Origin of the sequence: Mesorhizobium sp. C416B, assembly GCF_030323165.1 — a bacterium.
GTDB lineage: Bacteria > Pseudomonadota > Alphaproteobacteria > Rhizobiales > Rhizobiaceae > Mesorhizobium.
The window spans coordinates 6,159,644-6,184,410 of the sequence record NZ_CP100471.1 but is presented as its reverse complement, the minus strand read 5'-3'; the positions used below and the strand labels follow the sequence as shown (position 1 = coordinate 6,184,410).

At 64.6% G+C, this 24,767-nt stretch carries 28 protein-coding genes, 1 tRNA gene and 1 pseudogene; 19 read left to right on the top strand and 11 right to left on the bottom strand.

What is annotated here, in order from left to right; translation table 11 throughout:
• Window positions 1–2 precede the first annotated feature (2 nt).
• From NLY43_RS29975 to NLY43_RS29965, 3 genes are read left to right on the top strand one after another with little or no spacing between them, the layout of a single operon-like run.
• A complete protein-coding gene (locus tag NLY43_RS29975) occupies window positions 3–635 on the top strand; it encodes a precorrin-8X methylmutase (RefSeq protein ID WP_023712700.1) in 633 nt (210 codons plus the stop codon).
• On the top strand, window positions 632–1,405 hold the full coding sequence (locus tag NLY43_RS29970) for a precorrin-2 C(20)-methyltransferase (protein WP_031199681.1): 774 nt from the start codon (window positions 632–634) through the stop codon (window positions 1,403–1,405). The genes NLY43_RS29975 and NLY43_RS29970 overlap by 4 nt, the downstream gene beginning before the upstream one ends.
• Window positions 1,402–2,166: a precorrin-3B C(17)-methyltransferase gene (locus tag NLY43_RS29965; RefSeq protein ID WP_023712698.1), complete on the top strand. Its 765-nt coding sequence runs from the start codon at window positions 1,402–1,404 to the stop codon at window positions 2,164–2,166. The genes NLY43_RS29970 and NLY43_RS29965 overlap by 4 nt, the downstream gene beginning before the upstream one ends.
• Here the strand turns inward: NLY43_RS29965 and NLY43_RS29960 are convergent.
• On the bottom strand, window positions 2,130–2,903 hold the full coding sequence (locus NLY43_RS29960) for a cobalt-precorrin-6A reductase (RefSeq protein ID WP_032996944.1): 774 nt from the start codon (window positions 2,901–2,903) through the stop codon (window positions 2,130–2,132). The genes NLY43_RS29965 and NLY43_RS29960 overlap by 37 nt on opposite strands.
• A 208-nt stretch (window positions 2,904–3,111) precedes the next feature.
• Here NLY43_RS29960 and NLY43_RS29955 point away from each other — a divergent pair, with 208 nt between their 5' ends.
• Genes NLY43_RS29955 through cobT form a run of 7 tightly spaced genes read left to right on the top strand, consistent with a single transcriptional unit; the run spans window position 3,112 to window position 9,400 of the window.
• Entirely contained in the window at window positions 3,112–4,338 is a 1,227-nt protein-coding gene (locus NLY43_RS29955; RefSeq protein ID WP_023712696.1) for a bifunctional cobalt-precorrin-7 (C(5))-methyltransferase/cobalt-precorrin-6B (C(15))-methyltransferase, read from the top strand.
• A complete protein-coding gene (locus NLY43_RS29950; RefSeq protein ID WP_023712695.1) occupies window positions 4,335–4,721 on the top strand; it encodes a cobalamin biosynthesis protein in 387 nt (128 codons plus the stop codon). The genes NLY43_RS29955 and NLY43_RS29950 overlap by 4 nt, the downstream gene beginning before the upstream one ends.
• Window positions 4,718–5,482, top strand: a complete 765-nt coding sequence (gene cobM / locus NLY43_RS29945) for a precorrin-4 C(11)-methyltransferase (protein WP_023712694.1) — start codon at window positions 4,718–4,720, stop codon at window positions 5,480–5,482. Before NLY43_RS29950 ends, cobM begins: the two co-directional genes overlap by 4 nt.
• Window positions 5,479–6,291: a uroporphyrinogen-III C-methyltransferase gene (cobA, locus tag NLY43_RS29940; RefSeq protein ID WP_023712693.1), complete on the top strand. Its 813-nt coding sequence runs from the start codon at window positions 5,479–5,481 to the stop codon at window positions 6,289–6,291. The genes cobM and cobA overlap by 4 nt, the downstream gene beginning before the upstream one ends.
• Window positions 6,288–7,601: a cobyrinic acid a,c-diamide synthase CobB gene (locus NLY43_RS29935; RefSeq protein WP_023670839.1), complete on the top strand. Its 1,314-nt coding sequence runs from the start codon at window positions 6,288–6,290 to the stop codon at window positions 7,599–7,601. The genes cobA and NLY43_RS29935 overlap by 4 nt, the downstream gene beginning before the upstream one ends.
• The gene (cobS, locus tag NLY43_RS29930) at window positions 7,598–8,365 is read left to right on the top strand and encodes an adenosylcobinamide-GDP ribazoletransferase (protein WP_031199677.1); all 768 of its coding nucleotides are present in this window, start codon (window positions 7,598–7,600) and stop codon (window positions 8,363–8,365) included. The genes NLY43_RS29935 and cobS overlap by 4 nt, the downstream gene beginning before the upstream one ends.
• A 24-nt stretch (window positions 8,366–8,389) precedes the next feature.
• The gene (cobT, locus tag NLY43_RS29925; protein ID WP_023712691.1) at window positions 8,390–9,400 is read left to right on the top strand and encodes a nicotinate-nucleotide--dimethylbenzimidazole phosphoribosyltransferase; all 1,011 of its coding nucleotides are present in this window, start codon (window positions 8,390–8,392) and stop codon (window positions 9,398–9,400) included.
• A 176-nt stretch (window positions 9,401–9,576) separates the two neighbouring features.
• On the opposite strand, the gene NLY43_RS29920 is transcribed toward cobT, so the two are convergent.
• The 3 genes from NLY43_RS29920 to NLY43_RS29910 form a co-directional block, all read right to left on the bottom strand.
• Window positions 9,577–10,269, bottom strand: coding sequence for an outer membrane protein (locus tag NLY43_RS29920; protein ID WP_032996943.1), 693 nt, complete (start codon window positions 10,267–10,269; stop codon window positions 9,577–9,579).
• A 400-nt stretch (window positions 10,270–10,669) separates the two neighbouring features.
• Window positions 10,670–10,745, bottom strand: a tRNA-Lys gene (locus NLY43_RS29915).
• A gap of 107 nt (window positions 10,746–10,852) precedes the next feature.
• Window positions 10,853–11,761, bottom strand: coding sequence for a PhzF family phenazine biosynthesis protein (locus tag NLY43_RS29910; RefSeq protein ID WP_023690935.1), 909 nt, complete (start codon window positions 11,759–11,761; stop codon window positions 10,853–10,855).
• A gap of 113 nt (window positions 11,762–11,874) precedes the next feature.
• On the opposite strand from NLY43_RS29910, the gene NLY43_RS29905 reads away from it, so the two are divergent.
• The 4 genes from NLY43_RS29905 to NLY43_RS29890 all read left to right on the top strand — a co-directional run bounded on the left by NLY43_RS29905 (window position 11,875) and on the right by NLY43_RS29890 (window position 15,456).
• Window positions 11,875–13,161: an efflux RND transporter periplasmic adaptor subunit gene (locus tag NLY43_RS29905; RefSeq protein WP_023712690.1), complete on the top strand. Its 1,287-nt coding sequence runs from the start codon at window positions 11,875–11,877 to the stop codon at window positions 13,159–13,161.
• Between the two features lie 4 nt (window positions 13,162–13,165).
• Window positions 13,166–13,870, top strand: a complete 705-nt coding sequence (locus NLY43_RS29900) for an ABC transporter ATP-binding protein (RefSeq protein ID WP_023685174.1) — start codon at window positions 13,166–13,168, stop codon at window positions 13,868–13,870.
• Complete coding sequence (locus NLY43_RS29895) at window positions 13,867–15,084, top strand: ABC transporter permease (RefSeq protein ID WP_023685173.1); 1,218 nt, start codon at window positions 13,867–13,869, stop codon at window positions 15,082–15,084. The genes NLY43_RS29900 and NLY43_RS29895 overlap by 4 nt, the downstream gene beginning before the upstream one ends.
• A 129-nt stretch (window positions 15,085–15,213) precedes the next feature.
• Window positions 15,214–15,456 carry a hypothetical protein gene (locus NLY43_RS29890; protein ID WP_023690325.1) on the top strand — a complete coding sequence of 81 codons (243 nt, stop codon included), beginning with the start codon at window positions 15,214–15,216 and terminating at the stop codon, window positions 15,454–15,456.
• On the opposite strand, the gene NLY43_RS29885 is transcribed toward NLY43_RS29890, so the two are convergent.
• Together NLY43_RS29885 and NLY43_RS29880 are read right to left on the bottom strand one after the other, a co-directional pair.
• Window positions 15,453–16,172 carry an NUDIX hydrolase gene (locus NLY43_RS29885; protein WP_023712689.1) on the bottom strand — a complete coding sequence of 240 codons (720 nt, stop codon included), beginning with the start codon at window positions 16,170–16,172 and terminating at the stop codon, window positions 15,453–15,455. The two genes, NLY43_RS29890 and NLY43_RS29885, sit on opposite strands and share 4 nt — an antisense overlap.
• Before the next feature lie 5 nt (window positions 16,173–16,177).
• A complete protein-coding gene (locus NLY43_RS29880) occupies window positions 16,178–17,290 on the bottom strand; it encodes an endonuclease/exonuclease/phosphatase family protein (protein WP_023712688.1) in 1,113 nt (370 codons plus the stop codon).
• A 157-nt stretch (window positions 17,291–17,447) separates the two neighbouring features.
• On the opposite strand from NLY43_RS29880, the gene NLY43_RS29875 reads away from it, so the two are divergent.
• Both NLY43_RS29875 and NLY43_RS29870 read left to right on the top strand, forming a co-directional pair.
• A complete protein-coding gene (locus tag NLY43_RS29875; RefSeq protein WP_023698358.1) occupies window positions 17,448–18,041 on the top strand; it encodes a BA14K family protein in 594 nt (197 codons plus the stop codon).
• Window positions 18,042–18,210: 169 nt separating this feature from the next.
• Window positions 18,211–18,495, top strand: coding sequence for a PilZ domain-containing protein (locus NLY43_RS29870; RefSeq protein WP_023685169.1), 285 nt, complete (start codon window positions 18,211–18,213; stop codon window positions 18,493–18,495).
• Between the two features lie 80 nt (window positions 18,496–18,575).
• On the opposite strand, the gene ilvC is transcribed toward NLY43_RS29870, so the two are convergent.
• From ilvC to NLY43_RS29855, 3 genes are all read right to left on the bottom strand, one after another.
• A complete protein-coding gene (ilvC, locus tag NLY43_RS29865; RefSeq protein WP_013531065.1) occupies window positions 18,576–19,595 on the bottom strand; it encodes a ketol-acid reductoisomerase in 1,020 nt (339 codons plus the stop codon).
• A 23-nt stretch (window positions 19,596–19,618) separates the two neighbouring features.
• Window positions 19,619–20,284 carry a TetR/AcrR family transcriptional regulator gene (locus tag NLY43_RS29860; RefSeq protein WP_245264064.1) on the bottom strand — a complete coding sequence of 222 codons (666 nt, stop codon included), beginning with the start codon at window positions 20,282–20,284 and terminating at the stop codon, window positions 19,619–19,621.
• Between the two features lie 143 nt (window positions 20,285–20,427).
• The gene (locus NLY43_RS29855; RefSeq protein ID WP_023712686.1) at window positions 20,428–20,886 is read right to left on the bottom strand and encodes a MarR family winged helix-turn-helix transcriptional regulator; all 459 of its coding nucleotides are present in this window, start codon (window positions 20,884–20,886) and stop codon (window positions 20,428–20,430) included.
• Window positions 20,887–20,981: 95 nt separating this feature from the next.
• Between NLY43_RS29855 and NLY43_RS29850 the strand changes: the two genes are divergently transcribed.
• Together NLY43_RS29850 and NLY43_RS29845 are read left to right on the top strand one after the other, a co-directional pair.
• Window positions 20,982–21,287: a Rieske (2Fe-2S) protein gene (locus tag NLY43_RS29850; RefSeq protein WP_023690332.1), complete on the top strand. Its 306-nt coding sequence runs from the start codon at window positions 20,982–20,984 to the stop codon at window positions 21,285–21,287.
• Window positions 21,288–21,306: 19 nt separating this feature from the next.
• Entirely contained in the window at window positions 21,307–22,047 is a 741-nt protein-coding gene (locus NLY43_RS29845) for a glutathione S-transferase family protein (protein WP_198025529.1), read from the top strand.
• On the opposite strand, the pseudogene NLY43_RS29840 reads toward NLY43_RS29845, so the two are convergent.
• Window positions 22,004–23,245: pseudogene (locus tag NLY43_RS29840) on the bottom strand (FAD-dependent oxidoreductase); the annotation flags it as partial. The gene NLY43_RS29845 and the pseudogene NLY43_RS29840 sit on opposite strands and share 44 nt — an antisense overlap.
• A gap of 75 nt (window positions 23,246–23,320) precedes the next feature.
• Window positions 23,321–23,728: a winged helix-turn-helix transcriptional regulator gene (locus NLY43_RS29835; RefSeq protein ID WP_023690335.1), complete on the bottom strand. Its 408-nt coding sequence runs from the start codon at window positions 23,726–23,728 to the stop codon at window positions 23,321–23,323.
• Window positions 23,729–23,866: 138 nt separating this feature from the next.
• On the opposite strand from NLY43_RS29835, the gene NLY43_RS29830 reads away from it, so the two are divergent.
• Window positions 23,867–24,757 carry an SDR family oxidoreductase gene (locus tag NLY43_RS29830; RefSeq protein ID WP_023712683.1) on the top strand — a complete coding sequence of 297 codons (891 nt, stop codon included), beginning with the start codon at window positions 23,867–23,869 and terminating at the stop codon, window positions 24,755–24,757.
• Window positions 24,758–24,767 lie beyond the last annotated feature (10 nt).

Genomic DNA, 24,767 nt, shown 5'->3' with positions numbered 1-24,767 from the left:
GCATGGCCGCCTACGACTACATCCATGACGGCAACGCGATCTATGAACGTTCCTTCGCCATCATCCGCGCCGAGGCCGACCTGTCCCGGTTCTCCGAGGCGGAAGCCGACGTCGCCATCCGCATGATCCATGCCTGCGGCCAGGTCGAAGCATCAAGTCATTTTGTCTTCTCCAGGGATTTCGTCGCCGCTGCCCGCAGCGCTTTGGCGGCCGGCGCACCGATCTTCTGCGACGCCGAAATGGTCTCGCATGGCGTCACCCGCGCCCGGTTGCCGGCCGGCAACGAGGTGATCTGCACCTTGCGCGACCCGCGCACGCACGACATCGCCAAGCAGATCGGCAACACCCGCTCGGCCGCGGCAATCGATCTGTGGGGCGAGCATATGGCCGGTTCGGTGGTCGCCATCGGCAATGCGCCGACGGCACTGTTCTATCTCCTGGAAAAGTTGCGCGACGGCGCGCCGAAGCCGGCAGCCATCATCGGCATGCCGGTCGGCTTCGTCGGTGCCGCCGAATCCAAGGATGCGCTGGCCGAGAATTCCTATGGCCTACCCTACGCCATCGTGCGCGGCAGGCTTGGCGGCAGCGCCATGACTGCAGCCGCGCTCAATTCGCTGGCGAGGCCCGGCCTGTGAACGCAGCTGTCAAAGAAGATCTGGCAAAAGGCCGCCTCGTCGGCGTCGGCACCGGTCCCGGCGATCCCGAACTCTTGACGCTGAAAGCCGCGCGCGTCCTGGCCGAGGCCGATGTCGTTGCCTATTTCGCCAAGCGCGGCAACAACAGCAACGCGCGCGCCATCGTCGAGGCGCGTTTCCGGCCGGATATGCTGGAACTGCCGCTTCTCTATCCCGTCACCACCGAGATCGACAAGGATCACGACGACTACCGTTCGCAGATCACCGATTTCTACGAGGAGTCGGCCGAGAAGGTCGCCGAACACCTCGAAGCCGGCCGCATGGTCGCCGTGCTCTCCGAAGGCGACCCGCTGTTCTACGGCTCCTACATGCACCTGCATGTCCGCCTCGCCCATCGCTTCCCGACCGAAGTCATCCCCGGCGTCACCGCCATGTCGGGCTGCTGGTCGCAGACCGGCGTGCCGATCGTCCAGGGCGACGATGTGCTGACGGTTTTGCCCGGCACGATGAGCGAATTCGAGCTGACACGCCGTCTCGCCGACACCGATGCCGCCGTCATCATGAAGGTCGGCCGCAACCTGCCCAAGATCAGGCGGGCGCTGGAGGCCACCGGCAAGATCGCCCGCGCCGTCTATGTCGAGCGCGGCACCATGGCCGGCAGCATCACGATGAGGCTTGCCGACAAGCCGGACGACAAGGCGCCCTATTTCGCCATCGTGCTGGTTGCCGGCTGGTCCGGCCGGCCTGGCGTCATGGGAGCCAAGCCATGAGCGGCCGCCTCACCGTCATCGGCCTTGGGCCCGGCAATGCCGATCAAGTGACGCCGCAAGCCAGCCGCGCCGTCGCCGAGGCAAAGTTCTTCTATGGCTACAAGCCTTATCTCGACCGGCTGGAGCTGCGCCCGGACCAGACCCGCGTCGCCTCGGATAATCGCGAGGAACTCGCCCGCTCCAAGGACGCGCTGGTCAAGGCCGCCGAGGGCCATGACGTCGCCGTCGTTTCCGGCGGCGATCCCGGCGTCTTTGCCATGGCCGCCGCGGTCTGTGAGGCGATCGAGGCCGGTCCGGCCGAGTGGCGCGCGGTCGATGTCGCCGTCGTGCCGGGCATCACTGCGATGCTGGCTGTCGCCGCCCGCATCGGCGCGCCGCTCGGCCATGATTTCTGCGCCATCTCGCTGTCCGACAATCTGAAGCCGTGGGACTTGATCGAACTGCGCCTGCTGGCGGCGGCCGGCGCCGGCTTTGTCATCGCGCTCTATAACCCGATCAGCAAGGCGCGCCCTTGGCAGCTCGGCCGTGCCTTCGAATGCCTGGCCGCCATCCTGCCCGGCACCACGCCGGTCATCTTCGGCCGCGCCGCCGGCCGCCCGGACGAGCGCATCGAGGTCTTTTTGCTGGCCGATGTCGACGCGCAAAAAGCCGACATGGCGACCTGCATCATCATCGGTTCGCCGGAAACACGGATCATCAAGCGCGGCGACAAACCGGCGCTGGTCTACACGCCGCGCTCCGCGACGGGGTCGAGCAAATGATCGACCCAAAATTTATCAACAAGAGCGGCGAGTTCATCGACGGTCTCGGTCGAAGGCACCTCCGGCAGGAAGGGCCTGCGCACCATCACCACCTCGATACCGAGCGCCCGCGCCGCGGCGATCTTGCCGTAGGTGGCCTCGCCGCCGCTGTTCTTGGATACGACGACATCGATGCGGTGCTCCTCGAGCAGTGCGCGTTCATCCGCCTCGCGGAATGGCCCGCGCGCCAGAAGGTAGGTCGCATCCGGCACCGCCAGTTTCGGCTCGACCGGATCGACGCTGCGGACAAGGTAATGATGCTGCGGCGCCGCCTCGAAAGCCGCGACCTCTTGGCGACCAAGCGCCAGGAAAATACGGCGCGGCGCCGGTCCAAGCGCGTGCACCGCATCGCCTGTCGTATCGGCCTGCGTCCAGCGGTCGCCATCGACAGGCTCCCAGCCAGGGCGGCGCAAAGCAAGGATCGGCACTCCGGTCATTTGCGCGGCTTGCGCCGCATTGGCGGAAATTCGCGCGGCATAGGGATGCGTCGCGTCGATCAGCAGATCGGTTCGCGTCTCCTTGAGATAGGCCGCCAGCCCGTCGGCGCCGCCAAAGCCGCCGCTGCGCACCGGCACGCCTTGCGCGACCGGGCTTTCGGTACGGCCGGCCAGCGACAGAGTGACGAGGAAATCTTCCACCAGTTTTCCGGCCAATTGGCGCGCTTCTGTCGTGCCGCCAAGGATCAGAATCTTCTTCATGAGCACCATGTTGAACAGCGTCGGCGCTGCCCCTCACCCCTACCCTCTCCCCGTGAAGAACGGGGAGAGGGAGGCGTCAGCGCCGGAGCGTCTCCCTTCTCCCCGTCACCACACGGGGAGGTGAGGAGTGGTCTGGCTGGCAGACGAAAAGTCAATTGCTTGACTTTTCGAACGACGAACGCCTCAGGCGAATGAGGGGCGGCGCGACATGTCAAAAAAACAGCCCACGCCAAAATGGCTTGCAATCGTCGGCATCGGCGAGGACGGTTTAGCGGGTCTCGGCGACGAGGCCAAGCGGCTGATCGCCGAGGCGGAAATCGTCTTCGGCGGCAAGCGGCATCTGGCGCTGGTGGCTTCGCTCATCAAGGGTGAGCAGCGCCCATGGCCGGTGCCCTTCGATGCCGGCATTGCTGACGTGCTGGAGCTGGCCGGCCGGCGCGTCTGCGTGCTCGCCTCCGGTGATCCATTCTTTCACGGCGTCGGCGCCACCCTTGCCCGCAAGGTCAAGCCTGAAGAGATGCATGTCATCCCCGCGCCATCGGCGATTTCGCTGGCTGCCGCCCGGCTCGGCTGGGCGCTGCAGGATATCGAGACCGTCTCGCTGCATGGCCGCCCACTCGATCTGATCCGGCCGCTGCTGCATCCCAGGGCGCGCATCCTGGCGCTGACATCGGACGGCGACGCACCAGCGACAATAGCGCGCCTGCTCGCAGAGCTCGACTTCGGCGGTTCGCGGCTGACCGTTCTGGAAGCGCTGGGCGGACCGAACGAGAAGCTTCGCTCGGCACGTGCCGACGCTTTCGATCTCAGAGACATCAATCCACTCAACGTGCTGGCGCTTGAGCTTGAATCGACACAAGAGGCCCGCATCCTGCCGCTGACCGTTGGCCGCGCCGACCATCTGTTCGAGCACGACGGCCAGATCACCAAGCACGACATCCGCGCCATCACGCTTGCGGCGCTGGCGCCGAGGCGTGGCGAATTGCTGTGGGACATCGGCGCCGGTTCCGGCTCCATCGGCATCGAATGGATGCTCGCCCATCCCTCGATGCGCGCCATCGCCATCGAGGCCAACAGCGACCGCGCCGCCCGCATCGTCCGCAACGCCGCGCATTGCGGCGTGCCCGGTCTTGTCGTGGTGGAAGGGTCGGCGCCCAAGGCACTGGCCGGGCTGGACAGGCCGGATGCGATCTTCATCGGCGGAGGTGGCAGCGACGCCGGCGTGCTGAACGCCGCCATCAAGGCGCTGCCACCCCGTGGCCGTCTCGTTGCCAATGCGGTGACGCTGGAGATGGAGGCGCTGCTTCTCGCGGAGCACATCAAGCGCGGCGGCGACCTTACCCGCATCACCATTTCCCGCGCTTCTCCTGTCGGTTCGATGCAGGCCTGGCGCCCGGCCATGCCGGTCACCCAGTGGAGCTGGGTGAAGCCATGATGGTGGCGGGCATCGGCAGCCGGAAGGGCGTGAGCGTCGAAGACGTGCTCGCAGCGATCGAAACCGCCCTCGAAGCGCACGGGCTGGCGATAACGGCGCTGTCGGCCTTGGCGACCGCCGCGCTCAAGAAAGACGAAGAAGCGATCTCTGCCGCTGGCCGCACGCTTCACCTTCCCGTCATCATCGTCGATGACGCAGCACTTCAGGCCGTCTCGTCGGAGGCACTCAGCAAATCCGATCTCTCGCAGGACCTCGCCGGCACACCCTCCGTCTCAGAAGCCTCCGCCCTTGCCGTTGCCGGCCCCGGTGCAAAGCTGCTTGGTCCACGCACCGTGCTCGGCCCGGTCACCTGCGCCATCGCCATCAGCGGAGACGCGCCATGACCGTGCATTTCATCGGCGCCGGTCCCGGTGCCGCCGACCTCATCACACTGCGCGGCGCCAAGCTGCTGGCAAGCTGCCCGGTCTGTCTGCATGCCGGCTCGATCGTCGCGCCGGAATTGCTGCAACACTGCGCACCGGGGACCAAACTGATCGATACGGCGCCGATGTCACTCGACGAAATCGAGGTCGAATATGTGACAGCCCACCAGGCCGGCCACGATGTCGCCCGCCTGCATTCCGGCGACCTCTCGGTGTGGAGCGCCGTGGCCGAGCAGATCCGCCGGCTGGAAAAACACGGCATTCCTTACACGCTGACGCCGGGCGTTCCCTCTTTCGCCGCCGCAGCCGCAGCCCTTCGCCGCGAACTGACCATTCCCGAGGTGGCGCAAAGCCTGGTGCTGACCCGCGTCTCCGGCCGCGCCTCGAAAATGCCGCCGGGCGAAACGCTGGCCGGCTTCGGCCGCACGGGTGCTACGCTGGCCATTCATCTCGCTATCCACGCCATCGATCGCGTCGTCGCCGAACTGACGCCGCATTATGGCGGCGATTGCCCGGTGGCGATCGTCTTTCGCGCTTCATGGCCGGACGAGCGCGTGCTGACCGGCACGCTAGCGACCATCGAGGCGCTGCTCGCCGCCGATCCCATGGAGCGCACGGCGATCATCTTCGTCGGCCGCTCGCTGGCAGCGGAAGGTTTTGGCGAGAGTTCATTGTACGACGCCCACTACCAGCGGCGTTTTCGCGGACGGGACGGATTGTGAGCGGCAAGACCAAAAGCGAAAACCCGACGCTCGAACAGGCGCTTGCACGGCTGAACTTCAAGCCGCGCCGGCTTGAGCCGGGCCATGTCTGGCTGGCCGGCGCCGGTCCCGGCGATCCCGGCTGCCTGACGCTGGAAGTGCTGGCGGCTTTAGCCGAGGCAGATGCGCTGGTCTACGACGCGCTGGTCTCGCCCGACGTCGTCGCTGTCGCGGAAAAGGCCGAACTGTTCTTTGCGGGAAAGCGCGGCGGCAAGCCGTCGATGAAGCAGGACGACATCACCGCTTTGCTGGTGCGGCTGGCGCGCGATGGCCGCCGCGTCATCAGGCTGAAGGGTGGCGATCCCTATATTTTCGGCCGTGGCGGCGAAGAGGCGCTGGCGCTGGCGCGCGAAAAAATCCCGTTCCGCGTCCTGCCGGGCCTGACATCGGGGCTGAGCGCGCTGGCCGCCACCGGCATTCCCGCAACCATGCGCGGCATCAACAAGGCGATCATCCTGGCGACAGGTCATGCCGCCGGCACAGATGACGATCTCGACTGGGGCGCGATCGCCCGCACCGGCCAGCCGGTGGTCATCTATATGGGCATGGCCAATCTGCCTGTTATCGCCGCGTCGCTGCTCGAAGGCGGGCTGGCGCCGTCGACGCCGGCGGCTGTCATCGTTTCGGCGACGACACCGCAGGAGCGGACCGTCGTCGCGACACTCGCCACCATTTCCGAAGCGGCCGCCGCGGCGGAATTGGCCTCGCCGGCCCTCATTGTCGTCGGCGGCATCGTCGCCATGCGCGCAGCACTGGCGGGTAACGCATGACCCGCGCCATCATCATCGGCGCGCCGCGTTCCGGCTCCGGCAAGACCAGCGTCACCATCGGCATTTTGCGCGCGCTCGCCCGGCGCGGCATCAAGGTGCGCGGCGCCAAGTCCGGCCCCGACTATATCGATCCGGGTTTTCATACCGCCGCAACCGGTCTGTCCGGCGTCAACCTGGACAGCTGGGCGATGTCGCCTGACCTGCTCAACGCGTTGGCCGGCAATGCCACCGAGGACGCCGATTTTATCTTCCTCGAAAGCGCCATGGGCCTGTTCGACGGCATCCCGGCCGGACAAGGCCGCACCGGCTCGGCCGCCGATCTGGCGCGGCTCTACCACCTGCCGGTGCTTTTGGTGCTCGACGTCTCGGGACAGTCGACGACGGCGGCCGCCGTCGCCAAGGGTTTTGCCACCTACGACCCGGATGTGCGAATGGCCGGAATCGTGCTCAACCGTCTCGGCAGCGAGCGCCACCGCAAGCTGTGCAGCGAGGCGATCGAAACGCTCGGCCTGCCGGTCGTCGGCGCCATCCTGCGCGATCCCACGCTCAATTTGCCGGAGCGCCATCTCGGCCTCGTCCAGGCAGGCGAATATGCCGACCTGATGACGCATCTCGACCGCCTCGCCGACATGGTCGAGAAATCCCTCGACCTTGACGCCATCATGGCGCTGGCCGCGCCGTTTTCGCCGGCATCAGGCAGTTTCGAACATGCCTTGCAGCCGCCCGGCCAACGAATCGCGCTCGCCGAAGACGCCGCTTTCACCTTCCTCTATCCGCACGTCGCCGCCCACTGGCGTCAGGCCGGCGCCGAGATCGTGCCGTTCTCGCCGCTAGCCGACGAAGCACCGGTGCAGAATTGCGATGTCTGCTGGCTGCCCGGCGGCTATCCCGAGCTCCACTCCGGCAGCCTCGCGGCGGCGACCAATTTCCGAGCTGGCATGGCCAGGTTTGCCGAGACCAAGCCGATCCATGGCGAGTGCGGCGGCTTCATGGTGCTGGGCGAAGCGCTGGAGGACGCGGCCGGCGAGACGCACGCCATGCTTGGCCTGCTCGGCCATTCCACCAGCTTTGCCAAGCGCAAGATGAACCTCGGCTACCGCGAGGCACGCCTGCGCGTCGCCTGTCCGCTGGGGCCGCAAGGCGCGCTGATCCGTGGCCATGAATTCCACTATGCGCAGATGATTGCGACCGGCAATGACGAGCCGCTGGCCGACCTAGCCGATGGCCAGGGCAATCCACTCGGCGCCTCCGGCTACCGGCGCGGCCATGTCAGCGGCACCTTCTTTCATGCCATTGCGAGGAGTGCATGACCGCCGTGCCCTCGCCCCGGCAAGCGCTCGAGGACGGCGCGCTTTGCCTCGTCTTCTTCACCCGGCTGCCGCTGCCGGTCTTCGACTTTCGTGGCCGCAGCCTGGCCGATGCGATCTGGGCGGCGCCTGTCGCCGGCCTCGCCATCGCTGTGGTTGGTGCTGTCGTCTACGCAGCGGGCGTACAGCTCGGCCTTGCCCCCGGCCCGGCAGCAGCCCTTGCGCTTGCAGCAACCCTGCTCGCCACGGGCTGCCTGCATGAGGACGGGCTGTCGGATGTCGCCGACGGTTTTGGCGGCGGCAAGACGCGCGATAAAAAACTGGAGATCATGCGCGACAGCCGCATCGGCGCCTATGGCGCAGCAGCTCTTGGCCTGTCGATGCTCATCCGCTGGAGCGCGCTGTCGCAACTGGCCAATCCGACAAGCGTGCTCTTCGCGCTGATCGCCGCACACGCCGCATCGCGCGGCCTGCTCGGCGCGTTCATGCATCTGGCGCCGGCGGCGCGCAGTGACGGCCTGTCTGCCGGCGCCGGGACCGTCTCGGCCCAGACAGCTGTTCTCGGCGCCGTGCTCGGCGCCATCCCCCTTCTGACGCTGGGGCTCGGCGGCGCCTGTGCCGCACTGATCCTGCTCGCTCTCGTGTTCAGCGCCTTGCGCGCGCTCTCCCTCAACCAGATCGGCGGCCACACCGGTGACACGATCGGCGCCCTGCAGCAGCTGGGCGAGATCACTGTCCTGCTCGTCGCTTCCGTTTCCCTGTCCTGATTCTTCCCCGGAGATTCCTTCCCCATGCCATTCAAATCATTCGACGAACTGCGCGCCGCCTGTCTCGATCTGCCTGCCGGCAGCGATACCGCCGCCAACGCCGTCGCCCGACGCCAAGACACGCTGACCAAGCCGCAAGGCAGCCTGGGCCGGCTGGAAACTCTCGCCGCCTGGCTGGCGCGCTGGCAGGGTCGCGACATGCCGAAACTCGACCGCGTCAAAGTCTTCGTGTTCGCCGGCAACCACGGTGTGACGGCGCAAGGCGTGTCGGCCTTCCCGTCGGAAGTGACGGTGCAGATGGTGGCGAATTTCGCCGGCGGCGGCGCCGCCATCAACCAGCTGGCCCGCATCGCCGGCGCGGAACTCGACGTCATCCCGCTCGATCTCGATCATCCGACCGGCGACTTCACTGACGTGCCGGCAATGGACGAAAAAACCTTCCTCGCCGCCGTCTCGGCAGGCTACGACGCGGTGACGAACGACCTCGACCTCGTCTGTTTCGGCGAGATGGGCATCGGCAACACCACGCCGGCGGCCGCCATCTCGACCGCCCTGTTCGGCGGCGGCGCTGAAAAATGGACCGGGCGCGGCACCGGCGTCGACGATGCCGGGCTGAAGCGCAAGGTCACCGCCATTGAATCCGGCCTCAAGCGCCATGCCGACGCGCTGTCCGACCCGCTGAAGATCGCCGCCGCCCTTGGCGGCCGCGAACTCGCCGCCATCTTCGGCGCCACGCTCGCCGCCCGCCGCAAGAACGTCCCGGTGCTGCTCGACGGCTTCGTCTGCACGGCCGCCGCAGCACCCCTGGCGCGGCTGCACCCCAACGGCCTTGCCCACACCATCGCCGCCCATGTCTCAGCCGAATCCGGCCACCGCCGCCTGCTCGAAGCGCTCGGCCTGCCGCCGCTGCTCGACCTCGGCATGCGGCTCGGCGAAGGCTCCGGCGCCTGCCTCGCCGTCAACATCGTCCGCTCGGCACTGGAATGCCATGCGAGGATGGCGAGTTTTGCCGAGGCTGGCGTGTCAGAGAGGTAGGCTTTCGCAAGGTTTGCAGGGACGCGCGGACTGGGTAGCCATATCAAGTGGAAGGCCACCCGCGCGGGCCATGTCGCGCCTCCTAGGGTGGAAAGAACGTCCATGACGCGCCCGGCCAGTCGCGCAACAAAAAAGCCTCGCCGAAGCGAGGCTTTGAAAGAAGGCACAGTCAGAAATCAGAACTTGTAGGCAAGTCCAACGCGAACATCGTTGGTGGTCAGATCAAGCCTGGCTTGCTGTGTCGGGAAGTCGAACGGCGCAGGCTGCGATTTGCGGCCATAGTCGGAATAGCGGTATTCGAACCGCGCAATCAAATTGTCGGTGACGGCATAGTCAAGTCCGGCGCCTACCGTCCAACCAACCATGTTATCGCTGTTCTCAATCGACCCACCTGGAAAATTGTTTGCGCCGGAGTAATGACCGATAGCGAGACCGCCAGTTACAAATGGCAGAAAACGATCGAACGCATAGCCTGCACGCAAGCGTGCCGACCCGAACCATTTTAACTCACCGCTTGCGAAGACAACGGGAGGCCCCGCAGGAAACGTATTGTCGCCCTTTACGTCGGCGAAATTGGCATCCGCTTCAACGCCGATGACATAGTTGCCATTGAACTGGTAGTTATAGCCAACATAGGCACCGCCAAAGCCCCCTTTGGGATCGACGGAGGTGCTGATGAAGGGAGGCCCGGCCGGAGACCCAGCGCCGTCGTAAGTTGAATTTCCCCAAGCGTACCCGCCCGCCGCACCTACATAAACACCGGTCCAAGTATAAACCACAGGCTCGGTTGGCTGGGGGGAAAGGTCCGCCGACAATGCAGGGCTGGCAAATGCAAGGGAAGCAAGAAGGGCAAACTTCAGTGTGCGCATCGGATCATTCCTGGGACAGAAGCGGATGATTCAGGTTTAGCCCGGTTCTTCAGCAAGCCATGTAACCTTTCTGCCACAAATCGGAAAAAATGCTTGATCATAGGCCGACAGAAGGGGCCATTACTGCCGCTATCAAGGATAGGCCAGGATATCAGTCGTTACGAAGCTCTGGCCCGATCGGTCGTCTGCCATCTCAGAACTTGTCCGGCATGCCTGTTCCACCTCAATGGCGCGACACTGACCCTGCCCCACCCTGCCATTGAGCGCCTGGATAAGGCCGGCAAGAAACTCGGCCGCATGCGGCTACCGCGTGGAATCCACGTGAGCCGTGAGCCGGTCCGAAACCGGCTCACATCGCCCTGTATTCCAACGGTCTTTCCACCTAAGTTTTTGAAATCTTTGGTGGGTGCGCACAGGATTGAACTGTGGACCCGCTGATTAAGAGTCAGCTGCTCTACCAACTGAGCTACGCACCCACTCGACCGGTAAAAACCGGCGTTGGCGGGCATATAGCCGCCGATACCGGTCCTGTCCAGCCCTGCCGGAATCATTTCCCGACAAATCGCTGAACTGCCGCAGGCGGTCACACGAACAGCTTTCCTTCCGCCACCTTGATGGCATGGCCGCCGATGCGCGCGGAGGCCAGTTTTCCGCCCTCGACAGTGAGTTCGAGCCGGATACGCGATGGCCGGCCCATCTCCAGCCCCTGCTCGATCCACAGCTGCGAAATGCCGTCGGTCGGGCCATCGAACTGCATGATGGCGCCGGCAAAGGCCGCCGCCGCCGACCCGGTCGCCGGGTCTTCATAGGACGGCGTGCCCGGCACGATCATGCGGACATGGAAGGCGCTGTCATGGTTCACCGTCTGGCGGCAATAGACATACGGGCTGGCGAAGGCCCATTCGCTCTTGCGCGGCGCCAGTTCCGACCAGACCTGGTTGTCGAGCTTGATCCGGCCGGCAGCCTCCAGATTGGCAACCGGAATGGTGACGTAAGGCACGCCTGCCGACCAGAACGACACCAGGTGATTCTCGAAGCCGATCTCGTGCGGCGCCAGCCCGAGGGCGGCGCCGATCGCCTCCGGGTCGGCATCGAGCTTCAGCGGCTCCGGCAGCTTCGCCAGGTCGAACTCGGCAAAGGTGGCGCCATCGTGCCGGCTGACGGCGCAGCGCACCGGGCCGATATTCTCCTCCAGCACGAAGATGCCGGCTTCGCCCTCGCCTGTCAGTTCGGCCAGCGCGATCGCGGCGCCAACTGTCGGATGTCCGGCGAACGGCATCTCATAGTCGGGCGTGAAAATGCGGATGCGGTTGCGATGTTTTGGATTGTCCGGCGGCAGCACGAAGACCGATTCGGACAGGTTGAACTCGCGCGCAATGGCCTGCATGGCGGCTGTATCCAGCCCTTGGCTGTCGAGCACGACAGCCAGCGGATTGCCGGCCAGCCGCTCCGTCGTAAACACATCGTAGAGCAAGTAATTGCGGGTCTGCATCTTGAAAAACCTTCCGCCTCAATCCGAACATGGCCGAAATTTAATTTGATATTCGAACCACCAAGCCTGATCTGTGCACATATAGGGACATTACGCTTTCATAGGGGTCCGGCGTGGACCAGCTTGTCAATCTGCCAAAGACGGAATCGGATTCCGCCATCGAGGCGGCGCTTGGGCTTGACCAGAGTGGTGTGCGCAAGACGCGCCGTCGTGGCTGGCTTTACGCGCTGCTGGCGCTGATCGCCGTTGCCGGCGGCCTCGCCGGCTACCAATGGTATGCCGGCTCCCCGGCCAAGATCGACTACACCACAACGCCGGCCACCATTGCCGACCTCACCGTCGCGGTATCGGCGACCGGCACGCTGCAGCCCCTCACCCAGGTCGACATTTCAAGCGAACTGTCCGGCATCATCCGCTCGGTGTCGGCCGAAGAGAACCAGCAGGTCAAGAAGGGCGATGTGCTGGCGACGCTCGACACGGTGAAACTTGAGGTCCAGATCGAACGCGCCGAAGCCTCGGCCAAGGCCGCTGCCGCCAATGTCGAGGACGCCACGGTAACCCTGAAGGAGAACGAAAGCGCCCTCACCCGCGCGGCCGAACTGACCAGGCGTGGCATGGCGACCGATCAGTCGCTCGAGGCGGCGACTGCCACGCGCGACCGCTCCAAGGCGGCGCTCGATAGTGCGCAGGCCAATCTCGCCATCGCCCAGGCCGATCTCAAGGCGCAGCAGACCGACCTTGCCAAGAGCACCATCTATGCGCCGATTGACGGCATCGTCTTGACGCGTTCCGTCGACCCCGGCCAGACGGTCGCCTCCTCGCTGCAGGCGCCGGTTCTGTTCATCATCGCCGCCGATTTGAGGAACATGGAATTGGTGGCGGCGGTCGACGAGGCCGATATCGGCGCGGTCAAACCAGGCCAGCATGCACGCTTCACCGTCGATGCCTTTCCGGAGCGGCCGTTCGACGCCGAGATCCGCGACATCTCCTACGCCTCGGTCACCACCGACGGCGTCGTCACCTACAATGCACGGTTGGAAGTCGACAATAACGAGCTTTTGCTGCGGCCCGGCATGACCGCCACGGTTTCGGTCGTCACCAGGCAGGCCAAGAGCGTGCTCACCGTGCCGTCCACCGCTTTCCGCTACCGCCCGGCGCAGCAGGCCGCGCGCGCGTGGAGCCTCAGCGATCTGTTCACCGGCCGCATGGGCCGTGGCGGCAACCGCCGCCAGCCGGTGAAGGCGCCCACCGACGGCTCACGCACGCTCTATGTGCTGGAGAACGGCCGGCCGCACCCGGTCAACGTCAAGATCGGCTCCACCGACGGCGAACTGACCGAGATCACCTCCGGGCTGGATGAAGGTGCAGAGGTTATCACGACCTCGCAGCTGCGGAGCTGACGCCATGGCCGCGGGCCTCATCGGTTTCGACACGGTCTGGAAGAGCTATGGCCAGGGCGAAGCCAAGGTCCATGCGCTGGCCGGCGTCGACCTCGCCATCCAGCGTGGCGAATTCGTCGCCATCATGGGCCCGTCCGGTTCGGGCAAATCGACCGCGATGAACATTATCGGTTGCCTCGACACGCCGACGGCCGGAACCTACTCCTTCATGGGCATCGACGCCGGGCGGCTCGACCGCAACCGCCGGGCGCTTCTGCGCAATCTCTATATCGGCTTCGTCTTCCAGGGTTACAATCTGTTGCCGCGCACCACGGCGGCGGAAAATGTCGAGCTGCCGCTGATCTATCGCGGCGCGCCGGCCCGCGAGCGCCGCGATCTTGCCATGCAGGCGCTGGCGGAGGTCGGCCTGGTCGGGCGCGAACATCACACGCCGGCCGAACTCTCCGGTGGTCAGCAACAGCGCGTGGCGATCGCGCGCGCCATCGTCACCAGGCCGACGCTGCTCGTCGCCGACGAGCCGACCGGCAATCTCGACACCGCCCGCACGCATGAGATCATGGAGTTGTTGACGCGGCTGAACCGGGAGCTCGGCTTGACCATCGCCATGGTCACCCACGAGGCCGATGTCGCCGATTATGCCGAGCGCACCATCCGCTTCCTCGACGGCCACGTCGCGTCAGACACGGCCAAGTCGGAGTTGGCGTCATGATCTGGGAAACCGTCCGCCTCTCTCTGCGCTCCATCCGCCGCAATGTGCTGCGCTCGTTCCTGACGCTGCTCGGCATCGTCATCGGTGTCGCCGCCGTCATTGCCATGCTGACCATCGGCTCCGGCACCACCGCCAAGGTCAAGTCGGACATCGCCAAGCTCGGCTCGAACCTGCTCGTCGTCCGTTCCGGCCGCCCGGCAGGCACTGGCGGACCAGGCGGGCTCGACCAGGCGGTACGGCCTCTGGCCGACAAGGATGTAGCCGCCCTCGTAGCCCACCTGACCGGTGCGCGCGCCATCGCGCCGGCGTCGCAGAAACAAGTCCGCGTCATCTTCGGCACCGAGAGCCTGACCTCGGGCGTCACCGGCACCGACAGCGCCTATCTCGACGCCCGCGACTGGAAGCTGGTGTCGGGCCGCCCATTCAGCGATTCGGAGACACGCTCGGGCACCGGCGTCTGCCTGATCGGCGAGACGGTGCGCCAGCAATTCTTCGGGGCCGGCGAACCCGAGGGCGAGATCATCCGCGTCAACCGCACCTCGTGCAAGATCATCGGCCTGCTCGAACCCAAGGGCTATACCGGCTTCGGCCAGGACCAGGACAATGTCGTCTTGATGCCGCTTGCCGCCTATCAGCGCCGCATCGCCGGCAACCGCGACATCGACAACATCTACGTCGCCGCCGACGACCGCACCCCGACCACCGAATTGCAGCCGCGAGTCGAGGACATTTTGCGCGACACCCGCCGCATCACGCCGGACCGCGAAGACGATTTCTCGATCCGCGACATGACCCAGATCGCCGACGCCATGGCCAGCGCCACCACCACCATGACCGGCATGCTAGGCGCCGTCGCGGGCGTCAGCCTGCTGGTCGGCGGCATCGGGATCATGAACATCATGCTGGTCTCGGTCACTGAGCGCACCCGCGAGATCGGCATCAGGCTCGCCATCGGCGCGCATGAAAAGCACATCCTCATCCAGTTCCTGGTCGAGGCGACGGTGCTGTCGCTGCTCGGCGGCATTATCGGCATCCTGATCGGCCTGGCGCTGGCCGGCCTCGCCTCGGCAACGCTGGCCATACCGTTTGCGCCGAGCCCGGCGGTCATCCTGCTCGCCGTCGGTTTTTCGGCGCTGATCGGCATGGTGTTCGGCTTCTTCCCGGCGCTGCGCGGCGCCAGGCTCGACCCGATCGACGCGCTGCGCCACGAATAAGCGCCAGATCAGCTCCACCGCAACCAACCGCTATCCACAAGGATGGGTGCTTGTCGACATCGGCAATACTTGTTGTCGTCCGGTCTGCGATGCTAATTTTAGAGCAAAGCATCTGGTCAAGGAGTGGCAATGAGCAAGAAGGCGCGGCTGATTCTGACGATGGTGATCATCGAAGGCGCCCTTGCGGGACTTTGGTGGTATCTCGCCCGCTACGGCATGGCCAATCCCGATCGTGTCACCGCCGATTTTCAGGCAGTCGTCGGCCAGACGATGGGCATGGTCATGGGTGGATTGCTGGGCATCGGCGTTATCCTGTTCCTCGTCGCCGCCCGCAACGACCGCAAGGCGGCGCAGAACAATCCGCGCCGTTAGCCCCCGCCACCGCCAAAATGCCACTCGACCAGCGGCTTCATATGCGGTGCCAGCCCTTCCGGCAGGTCGGCGGCGTGGCGGATGATCACCGGCCCCTCGATCTCCGGCTCGGTCTCGGTCGCGACGAAGGCGCCGATGCGCCGCGCAACCTCGTCGGCCGGCGCATCGACGTGGTAGCGGCGGAAGAGGACCGTGCCGGTCGAAGTCGACAGCGCATGGTAGCGCTTGCCGCGCGCAGCGCCTGTCAGGTCAAGCCCGGTCTCCTCGCGCACTTCACGGATCATGTTGAAATCGACATCGACGCGGCCATCGCGAAAATCGATCGGCTCGAACGAGCCGGCAGCGAAGTAGACACTGCCGGCCGGGACCGTGTGCGCGCCCATGCGGATCGCCACCAGGGCGTTGTCGCCGGCGACCAGCATGGCGTGGCCATAGGCATGCTCGGCGCCCGTCCCCTGCCGGTTCTTTCGCCACAGCAGGAAGGTCGAGTACTTCACCGCGTGACAACGCCCGACGATCCGCTTGTCGCGCCAGGCGAGCGCCGAGAGCAGCACCACCGTGCCGTCGAACAACGCCGGATTGGCCGTGACCTCGCGCCGCCAGTTGTCAGTGATCGCCTGCGCGTTGTCGCGCTCGAACGGATGCGGGCCGGGGTCGAGCCGGACGTCGATTTCGTCGACGGGCAGGATGACGTTGCGCGGCAGGTCGAAGCTCACCGTGCTCAAGCCATGTCCAGGGTAATTGCGACGGGACAATGGTCCGACGCCTTCGGCCGGTCCCAGCCGGCGCGCGGAAAGCGCTCCACCGCCTGTCCGGCCGGAAAGATGGTGCGCCAGGGCTGGCCGTTGCGGATGATGTCGGGAACCGCCGTCGCATTCTTCGCCGCCAGCCCTTTCGACAGCAGGATGTAGTCGAGCTGGCACAGATGCCGCTCCTTCGGCCCGCGCGTGTGGTAGAAACTCCAGCGGTCCATCTCCGGCCGGCGTTCGACGACATTCTCGCAAAAGCCGCCGGCGGTGAGCACATCGATACAGGACTGGCTCTCGTCGATCACCTGGAAGCGGTAGCCGTCGATAGCGTCGCCCTCGATCTTCACCCGCTGCCGGTAGTCGTTCATGTCGCCGCAGATCGCCCAGTTTTTGTCGGCTGCGTGCTCTTTGCCGAAGCGCTCGTCGATAATGCGGCGCACCGCTTGCGCCTCGGCGATGCGCACCGGCATCGTCGCCTCGCGGCCGTCGAGCCCATTGCGCGGCGAGCCCATCGATTTGAAATGGACGAGGTAAAGCGTCAGCGGCACGCCGCCGACCTTGATGTCGACCTCCAGGCAGTCGCGCCGGAAGATGCGTTCATTGGCCAGGTTGCCGAGCGCCTCGAGTTCAGGCGTGTGCAATCCGAACTGCTCGAACGTGACATAGGCATGGCTGGTCATGCGCACGAACTCGATCGGCTGACCTTGCGCGGTCTCGTTGCGCATCATCACGGCAACGTCGATGCCGCGCGAATCATTGCCGGCGGTGGTGTATTTCTGCCGGTAACCCTCGCCCACCATCTTGAAGAGATAGCCGTACTCGAAGGCCTTCAGCGCCTCGATGTTGTCGACCTCCTGCATGCAGATGATGTCCGCACGGGTGGCGGCAATGGCGAGCGCGGTCAACTGGCGCGTATCGTCGGATTGCGCGATGGCGCGCGCCTGCTCCAGCATCCGGTATTCGGCTTCGCTCTGGATGTCGAAAAGCGCCAGCGTGCGGTCTTCGTTGAGCTGGTTGCGGAAGCCCGAGAAATCGAACCTGTTCATCAGGTTTTCGACATTGAAAGTGGCGAGGCGCAGCGACATGGACTGACCTTTGCCTGCAAGCGCCCATGAAAACAAGGGCTGCTTGTCATGGCTGATGGAACCTTTCTGTTCATCCTCCGTTCAGACGCCAAGGTCCATCAATAGGCCACTTCCCTGGGGTATCCGGGCGTGGGGCCTGTATCACTTGGAGAGTGCAATGAGCTCGCTCTTTTCGTCCACAGTCAAATCCGGGCTGTTAGCGCTCGGTCTTTTCTCGGGTCTCACGGCGCCATCCGCCGCCGGCCCGATCCTGCAGCCAAACCTGGCGGTGCCGACAAGCACCGCATTGTCTGACATCACACCGGTTCGCGACAGCTGGGCGGGCGGCAATGACCGCCGCTCCTTCAACGATTGGCAGTGGCGCCGCCACGACGGCCGTCACTTTGCCCGGTCAGGCAACTGGAACAACGGCAACTGGAATGGCGGCAACTGGAACGGCGGCGACAACTGGCGCTGGCGCCATCACCGTCACCATCGCGGCCGTGATTTTGACAGCGGCGCCGCAGCAGTTCTCGGCCTCGGCCTGGGTCTCGGCCTCGGCAGCATCTACAACAACGGCTACTACAACAACGGCTATTACAATGACGGCTATTACGTGCAGCCGGCGCCCCGCCGCTATTACCGCACGCAGCGTCTGTCCAGCGCCCATGTCCAGTGGTGCTACGACCGCTATCGGTCCTACCGGGCCTGGGACAACACGTTCCAGCCCTATGGTGGCCCGCGCCAGCAATGCTGGTCGCCCTACAGCTGAACTATAAACGACAATACACGACGGCGCCGCCCCATCGCGGCGCCGTTTTCATTTGGGAAAGACGGCTGGTCTCGGTCACCGCTAACCATATGTTTATCGGCTCAGCCTATCCGTGATATCGTGCCCCATCTGACGATCGCGCCGATCCGGTCGCGAAGGACGTGCCGTCATGGCCGACAACGAATTGCGAAACAAACACCGGCAGCGCGTGCTGAAAGGCGCGACGATTCTGACCGGCCTCACCAATTCCGAGGTCAAGTGCACGGTGCGCAACATGCATGCCGGCGGCGCCGAGCTGAAAGTGTCTATAGACGCGCGCGTGCCGGACGAGTTCCTGCTCTATGTGCCGGTCGACGGCATCGGCTACAAGGCCATCGTGCGCTGGCGCCGCGACGACCGCATCGGCGTCGAGTTCACCGGCACCGAGCCGAAGCCGCATTGGCACTATGGCTGAGTATCCTGATCGATAAACCGGCATCAAAAGCCGGCGGATCGCTCCGCCGGCTCTTTGCTCCCAATCCCGACGACTGCGGGTTAGTTCTTGGCCTTGTCGACCAGCTTGTTCTTGGAAATCCAGGGCATCATGGCGCGCAGCTTGGCGCCGACTTCCTCGATCTGGTGGCTGTCATTGTTGCGGCGGATGCCCTTGAAGCGCGACATGCCGGCGCGGTATTCCTGCATCCACTCCGAGGTGAATTTTCCGGTCTGGATGTCTTTCAGCACGCGCTTCATCTCGGCCTTGGTCTCGGCGGTAATGATGCGCGGGCCTGAGACATATTCACCCCATTCGGCGGTGTTCGAGATCGAGTAGTTCATGTTGGCGATGCCCCCTTCATAGATCAGGTCGACGATCAGCTTGACCTCGTGCAGGCACTCGAAATAGGCCATTTCGGGTGCATAGCCGGCCTCAACCAGCGTCTCGAAGCCGGCGCGGATCAGCTCGACCAGGCCGCCGCAGAGCACGACCTGCTCGCCGAACAGATCGGTCTCGCATTCCTCGCGGAAATTGGTCTCGATGATGCCCGAACGGCCGCCGCCGACGCCGCAGGCGTAGGACAGAGCGAGATCGAGCGCGTTGCCGGAAGCATCCTGGTTGACGGCGACCAGGCACGGCACGCCGCCGCCCTTCTGGTATTCGCCGCGCACCGTGTGGCCGGGGCCTTTCGGCGCGATCATGACGACATCGACCGTCGACTTCGGCTCGATGAGGCCGAAATGCACGTTGAGGCCGTGCGCGAAGGCAATCGCGGCGCCGTCACGAATGTTTGGCGCAATTTCGTTTTTGTAGATGTCGGCCTGCAATTCGTCAGGCGTCGCCATCATCATCAAATCGGCCCATTTGGCAGCGTCCGCCACGCTCATCACTTTCAGCCCATCAGCCTCGACCTTCTTGGCGGTCGCCGATCCAGCCTTGAGGCCGATGGCGATTTCCTTGGCGCCCGAATCCTTGAGGTTGAGCGCGTGCGCCCGGCCCTGGCTGCCATAGCCGATTATGGCGACCTTCTTGCCCTTGATCAGATTGAGATCGGCGTCGCGATCGTAATAGACACGCATCTTTTGCTTCCTTCCCGTAGAGATTAGAGGCCTTGCGGCCCGGTTTTTGCTCCATAAAGAGCGAGAAACTGCTGCGTTGCCCGGACGGCATCGCCGCCGATCGCCGCTTCAGTCAATTCCAGCCTGTCGCCGAGCAGGAGACGGATCTGCACGTCGCGGGCGACCAGCCCGAAAAAGGTCCGGAACGCCGTTTCAGCATCCGTAAAGTCGAGCAGCCCGGCATGCTTGCCGGCAAGCAGCACCGGCTTCAGCCGTCTGGCCAGCGCGAAACGGCCATTCTCCAGCACAATGGCGCCGAGATCGTCCTTTCCGGATCCGGCATGGCCGACCGCGACGCGGTTCAGCGCGATCGAGGTATCGCTCGAAATCACCTTTAGCCAGTCCGAGGCGAAGCCTTCCAGGCTTGCCGTCAGCGAGGCAAGATCGAGCCGCTCACCGTCGACCGGCACCACGCGCACTTTCGATGCCTGCCACTGCACGGTCGCCGTCAGCAGTCCGTCGCGGTCGCCGAACCATTTGTAGAGCGTTTCCTTCGAGCAGCTGGCGCGGCGCGCCACCGCCGTCATCGTCAGATTGTCGCCCTCCTCGACCAGCAGCCGCAAAGCCGCGTCCAGGACGGCCTTTTGCCGCTCTGTCAGCACTTCGCTGGTATCGATCTCGGCACTCGCCTGCAACAATTTCCTGCCCATTCGATGAGGTCGCCGGGTCGCCTCAAACGGCGTACCGTACGTTACGGTTCGGCATATTGCGCAATCCTGTGCTCGACGCAAGGGGTTAGGTAGAAAAATCGTCGACGTGAGAGCCGCCGAGCAAACCACGAGATTCTGACGGATCAATCATCGGCGGGCGGATGGCGCAGCTCTCCAAGCAGGCTCGCCAGTATCTTCAGCTCCTCCGCGGAGAGTTTTGCGCCGACCAATTCCGCAATCGACCGTCCATAGACAGCCCACATCCGTCGCCGCGTCTGACGGCCCTTGGCCGAGATGCGGATGGTCTGGCCGCGGCCGTCATCGGCAACCCTGAGTTTCTCGACCAGTCCTTCGGCCTCGAGCCGCGCCAGAAGCCGCGAGATATTATACTGCGCAAACAGAGTGCGCTCGGTCAGCTGAAATGGCCGCAGCCCGCCCTCACCCGCCTCGGCGAGTTCATGCAGCACGTCATACCATTCGAGCGGCGGCAAGCCGCTAGTCTTCAAAGCCTCTTCCGCCTTTTCGATGAGCTGGCGCGAAACCCGCATCAGGCGGGCCCAGGCCTTGACGGCTTCGGGCGAAGGCGTGGTTGTTTTGGTCATGACCCATCCTAGGCGATAGATGCAGTTGCATCAAGCTTGACGGTCAATGCACTTGCATCTATATGCATGCAATTGCATCAATCCGGGAAAGATCCATGAAACACGAAATCTGCAAAGTCGCCGACGTCCCACAGACGGGCAGCCTGATCGCGCCATTCTTCGGCCGCGAGGTCCATATCTGGCGCAGCGGTGAGCGCATCCGCGCCGCCGCCAATGTCTGCCTGCATTTCGGTGGGCCGCTCGACTGCAAGGACGGCAAGCTGGTCTGCCAATGGCACGGTGCCGCCTTCGACATGACATCAGGCGACCGGATCGAAGGTCCGGCGCCAAAAGCGTCGCGACTGATGTTCCTGTCGACGCGCGTCGAGGACGGCGCGTTGAACTATGTCTGGGGAGAGTGACATGCCTGAGAAGAATGAAATGACTGATAAGAATGAAATGACTGGCAAGCTCATTCTCGTCAGCCATCATCTATGCCCCTATGTCCAGCGCGCCGCGATCTCGCTGACTGAGAAGGGCGTGCCGTTCGAACGCGTCACCATCGACCTCGCCAACAAGCCGGACTGGTTCAAGGCGATTTCGCCGCTGGGCAAGGTGCCGCTGCTGATCGTCCAGGCAAATGGCGAGGAGACGGTGATCTTCGAATCCGCCGTCATTCTCGAATTCCTCGAGGAGACGCAAGCCAATCCTCTGCATCCGGCCGACGCCTACGCCCGTGCCCGGCATCGCGCCTGGATCGAGTTCGGCTCGGCGACATTGAACACCATCGGCCGGTTCTACTCGGCTTCGACGGAGGCCGCCTTCCTGGCAGAGTCCACGGCACTTTCGGCCATGTTCGATCGTCTGGAGGACGAACTGGCCGACCAGGCCGGACCGTGGTTCAACGGCGAGCGCTTTTGCCTCGTCGATGCCGTCTACGGCCCGGTCTTCCGCTATCTCGACGCCTTTGACCGGATCGGCAATTTCGGCATTCTGGACGGCAAGCCATTGGTCCAGGCCTGGCGCAAGGCGTTGAGCGAACGCGCCTCGATCAAGGGTGCCGTGGCGCCGGACTATCCGCAGCGGCTGCGTCTATTCCTGCGTGCGAGAAATTCGTTTCTCTCGACCCTGATCCCGCCGGATGATCTGGCCAGTGCACCTCCTCTAGCCCGATCCGCCTGAACGGATCGATCAGCGTGCCGGCCACCATCGAGGCAAGCACGCTTGGCACTGGCGGGATTTTGGCGATGGTTGCCACCAGCCTGTCGCGGAAGAAGGGCAGCATCGTGCCGTCCGACTGGTAGAACGGCGTCAGCGCCAGCGACAGCAGCTGGAAGATCCGAACATGCCATCGCCGCGCCCGGGCGTAGCTTTCCAGCGCTGCCTCGACGTTGCCCGTTTGTGCCAAGGCATGGCTGAGTGCTGCCGCGTCGAGCAGCGCCATGTTGGCGCCTTGCCCGAGCTGCGGGCTGGTCGAATGCGCGGCATCGCCGATCACGGCCAGCCTGCGGCCGGCCGGCAGCTTCATCGTGTGGTGGCCGTAGCGCGCCAGCGACAGCCGGTCGAAGCTGTCGATCTGGCTGGTGAACGCCTCGCACTGTGGCCACAGCGAGACCAGTCTCGCCTTCCAGGCGTCGAGCCCTGCCGCGCGCACGTTTTCGGCATCCGCCGGCTTCAGGCTCCAGAAGAACGCCGCCATCTTTTCCCCGCCCGGCTCCGGTCGGCCGATCGGCAGGACGCCGATCATCACGCTGGCCTTGTCGTAGCGCTGCAGCAGCGCATTTTCGTCGAAGCCTTCGCGCCAGCCGAGCGAGGCCCAGAACGCGCCGTAAGTGAGCTGCCGCGGCTGGGCCGGATCGTTGAGGCACCGGCGCAGCTTCGAACGCGAGCCGCTGGCGTCGACGACGAGGTCGAACGGCCCTGCCCTGCGGCCCCCCACCGTTCGGCTCTTGTCGAAGATCAGGCTTGCCCGCTCACCGACGTCCAGCGCCTCGATCTCGACACCGGTTTCCATGGCTATGCCTTGGCGCTGCGCGGCGCGGAACAACACGTTGAACAGCGCCGCCCGGTGCACCGCCAGCCCGAAGCGGCCGCCAGGCTGCGCGTCGTAGCGCACGGCGAGCACGGTGCGGCCGGTCGAGGCATCGGCGCCATGCAGACGCTCGATGCGGCTGCCGAGCGCCAGAATGTCGTCGAGCAGGCCGAGATCGGCAACCACGCTCAGCCCGGTCGGCTGCAGGATCAGTCCGGAGCCGACGGGCTTGGGCTCCTCGAAACGTTCGAAGATGGTGACGTTATGGCCCGCACGCTTGAGAAAGAGCGCGGTGGCGAGCCCTGCCGGGCCGGCGCCCGCAATCGCGATGTCTAGAGATTTTTCCATTGCCCGCCCAACCACTGGCGGGACAATCCTTCAGCGCCATTGTCAAATCAAGCCGTTGCTGCATGGACCAAAATATCAGCCACCGGCGTCGAAGGCAGCGCGCGCCTTGCGCACCGCACCATGGTTGAGTTCGGCCCACAGGATCAGTTGATGCAAGGCGCCGAACATCGAACGGCCGAGATCGGTCAGGCTGTATTCGACGCTTGGCGGCTTGGTCGGGAACACTTCGCGATGAACAAAGCCGTCGCGCTGCAGATCGTGGAGCGTCTGGGTGAGCATGCGCTGCGAGATGTCGGGCACCAGGCGCCGCAACTCGCCGAAACGATAGGGCTGCTCTGCGAGCGCCGCCATCAGCAGCGAACTCCATTTGCCGTTCACGCCCTGCATCACGTCGCGAACCGGGCAATCGGCAATGTTTGCGCCATCGCTGGTGGCTTTGAATATATTAAGCTTGGTTCTCAGATTGACGACCTTGCCGTCCATCGCTGCTGGTTCCCTGGCGGTGCCTACCTCCCTAAAAACTGCCTTCTTTACGGTGGCCGGTCAATTCTTATTTTAGTGCTGGTCTCTTTTTGAGACTGTCAAAAGCACCCGCCACCCGGCGCAATTTCAGGATCCCCCATGACCGCAACCCTTCTCGTCACCGGCGCTTCCGGCCAGCTTGGCCGCGGCGTCATCAACCACCTGCTGGACACATTAAAGATCTCCGCAAACCGCATCATCGCCACCACCCGTACACCCGCCAACCTTGCCGATCTGGCGGCGCGCGGCGTCGTCGTCAGAGCCGCTGACTTCAACGACCCGCAATCGCTTGCCGAGGCCTTCGCGGGAGCCGACCGGGCACTCGTCATCTCGACCAACGAACTTGAGGTACAGGGGAAGCGGCGCGAGCAGCAGCTTGCGGCGGTGACGGCGGCCAAACAGGCTGGCGTCGGCCACCTGCTGTACACCTCGATGCCCAACCCCGAGCCTGGTTCGCCGGTTGTTTTCGCGCCCGACCACTACGACACCGAACAGGCGATCAAGGCGAGCGGGATCCCCTACACGATATTCCGCAATGGCTGGTATAACGAGAACCTGTTCATGGCGTTGCCGCAGGTTCTGGCATCGGGTCAGTGGTACACCTCCGCCGGCGACGGCGCCATTTCCTACGGCACGCGTGACGATTTCGCGGCGGCGATCGCAGCGGGGCTCGCCTCGGACAGCAGCGAAAGCGCGACTTACACGCTCACCGGCCCCAGTGCGTATACGGCTGCCGAAGTGGCGGCGTTGGTCACCGAGGTCACCAGCAAGCCGATCCAGGTCATCCAGCTTTCCGACGAAGCCCTGACCGAGGGAATGAAGTCGGCCGGCCTGCCTGAACCCTTCGCCAAGGTGCTGGTTTCATTCGACGCCGCCGCACGCGCAGGTGACCTCGGCATGGTGACAGACGCGGTCGAAAAACTCTCCGGCCGAAAGTCGGTGCCGCTGAAGCAGTTTCTGGAGACGAACAAGGCTGCACTGGCCGGCTGAAAGCTGCCGT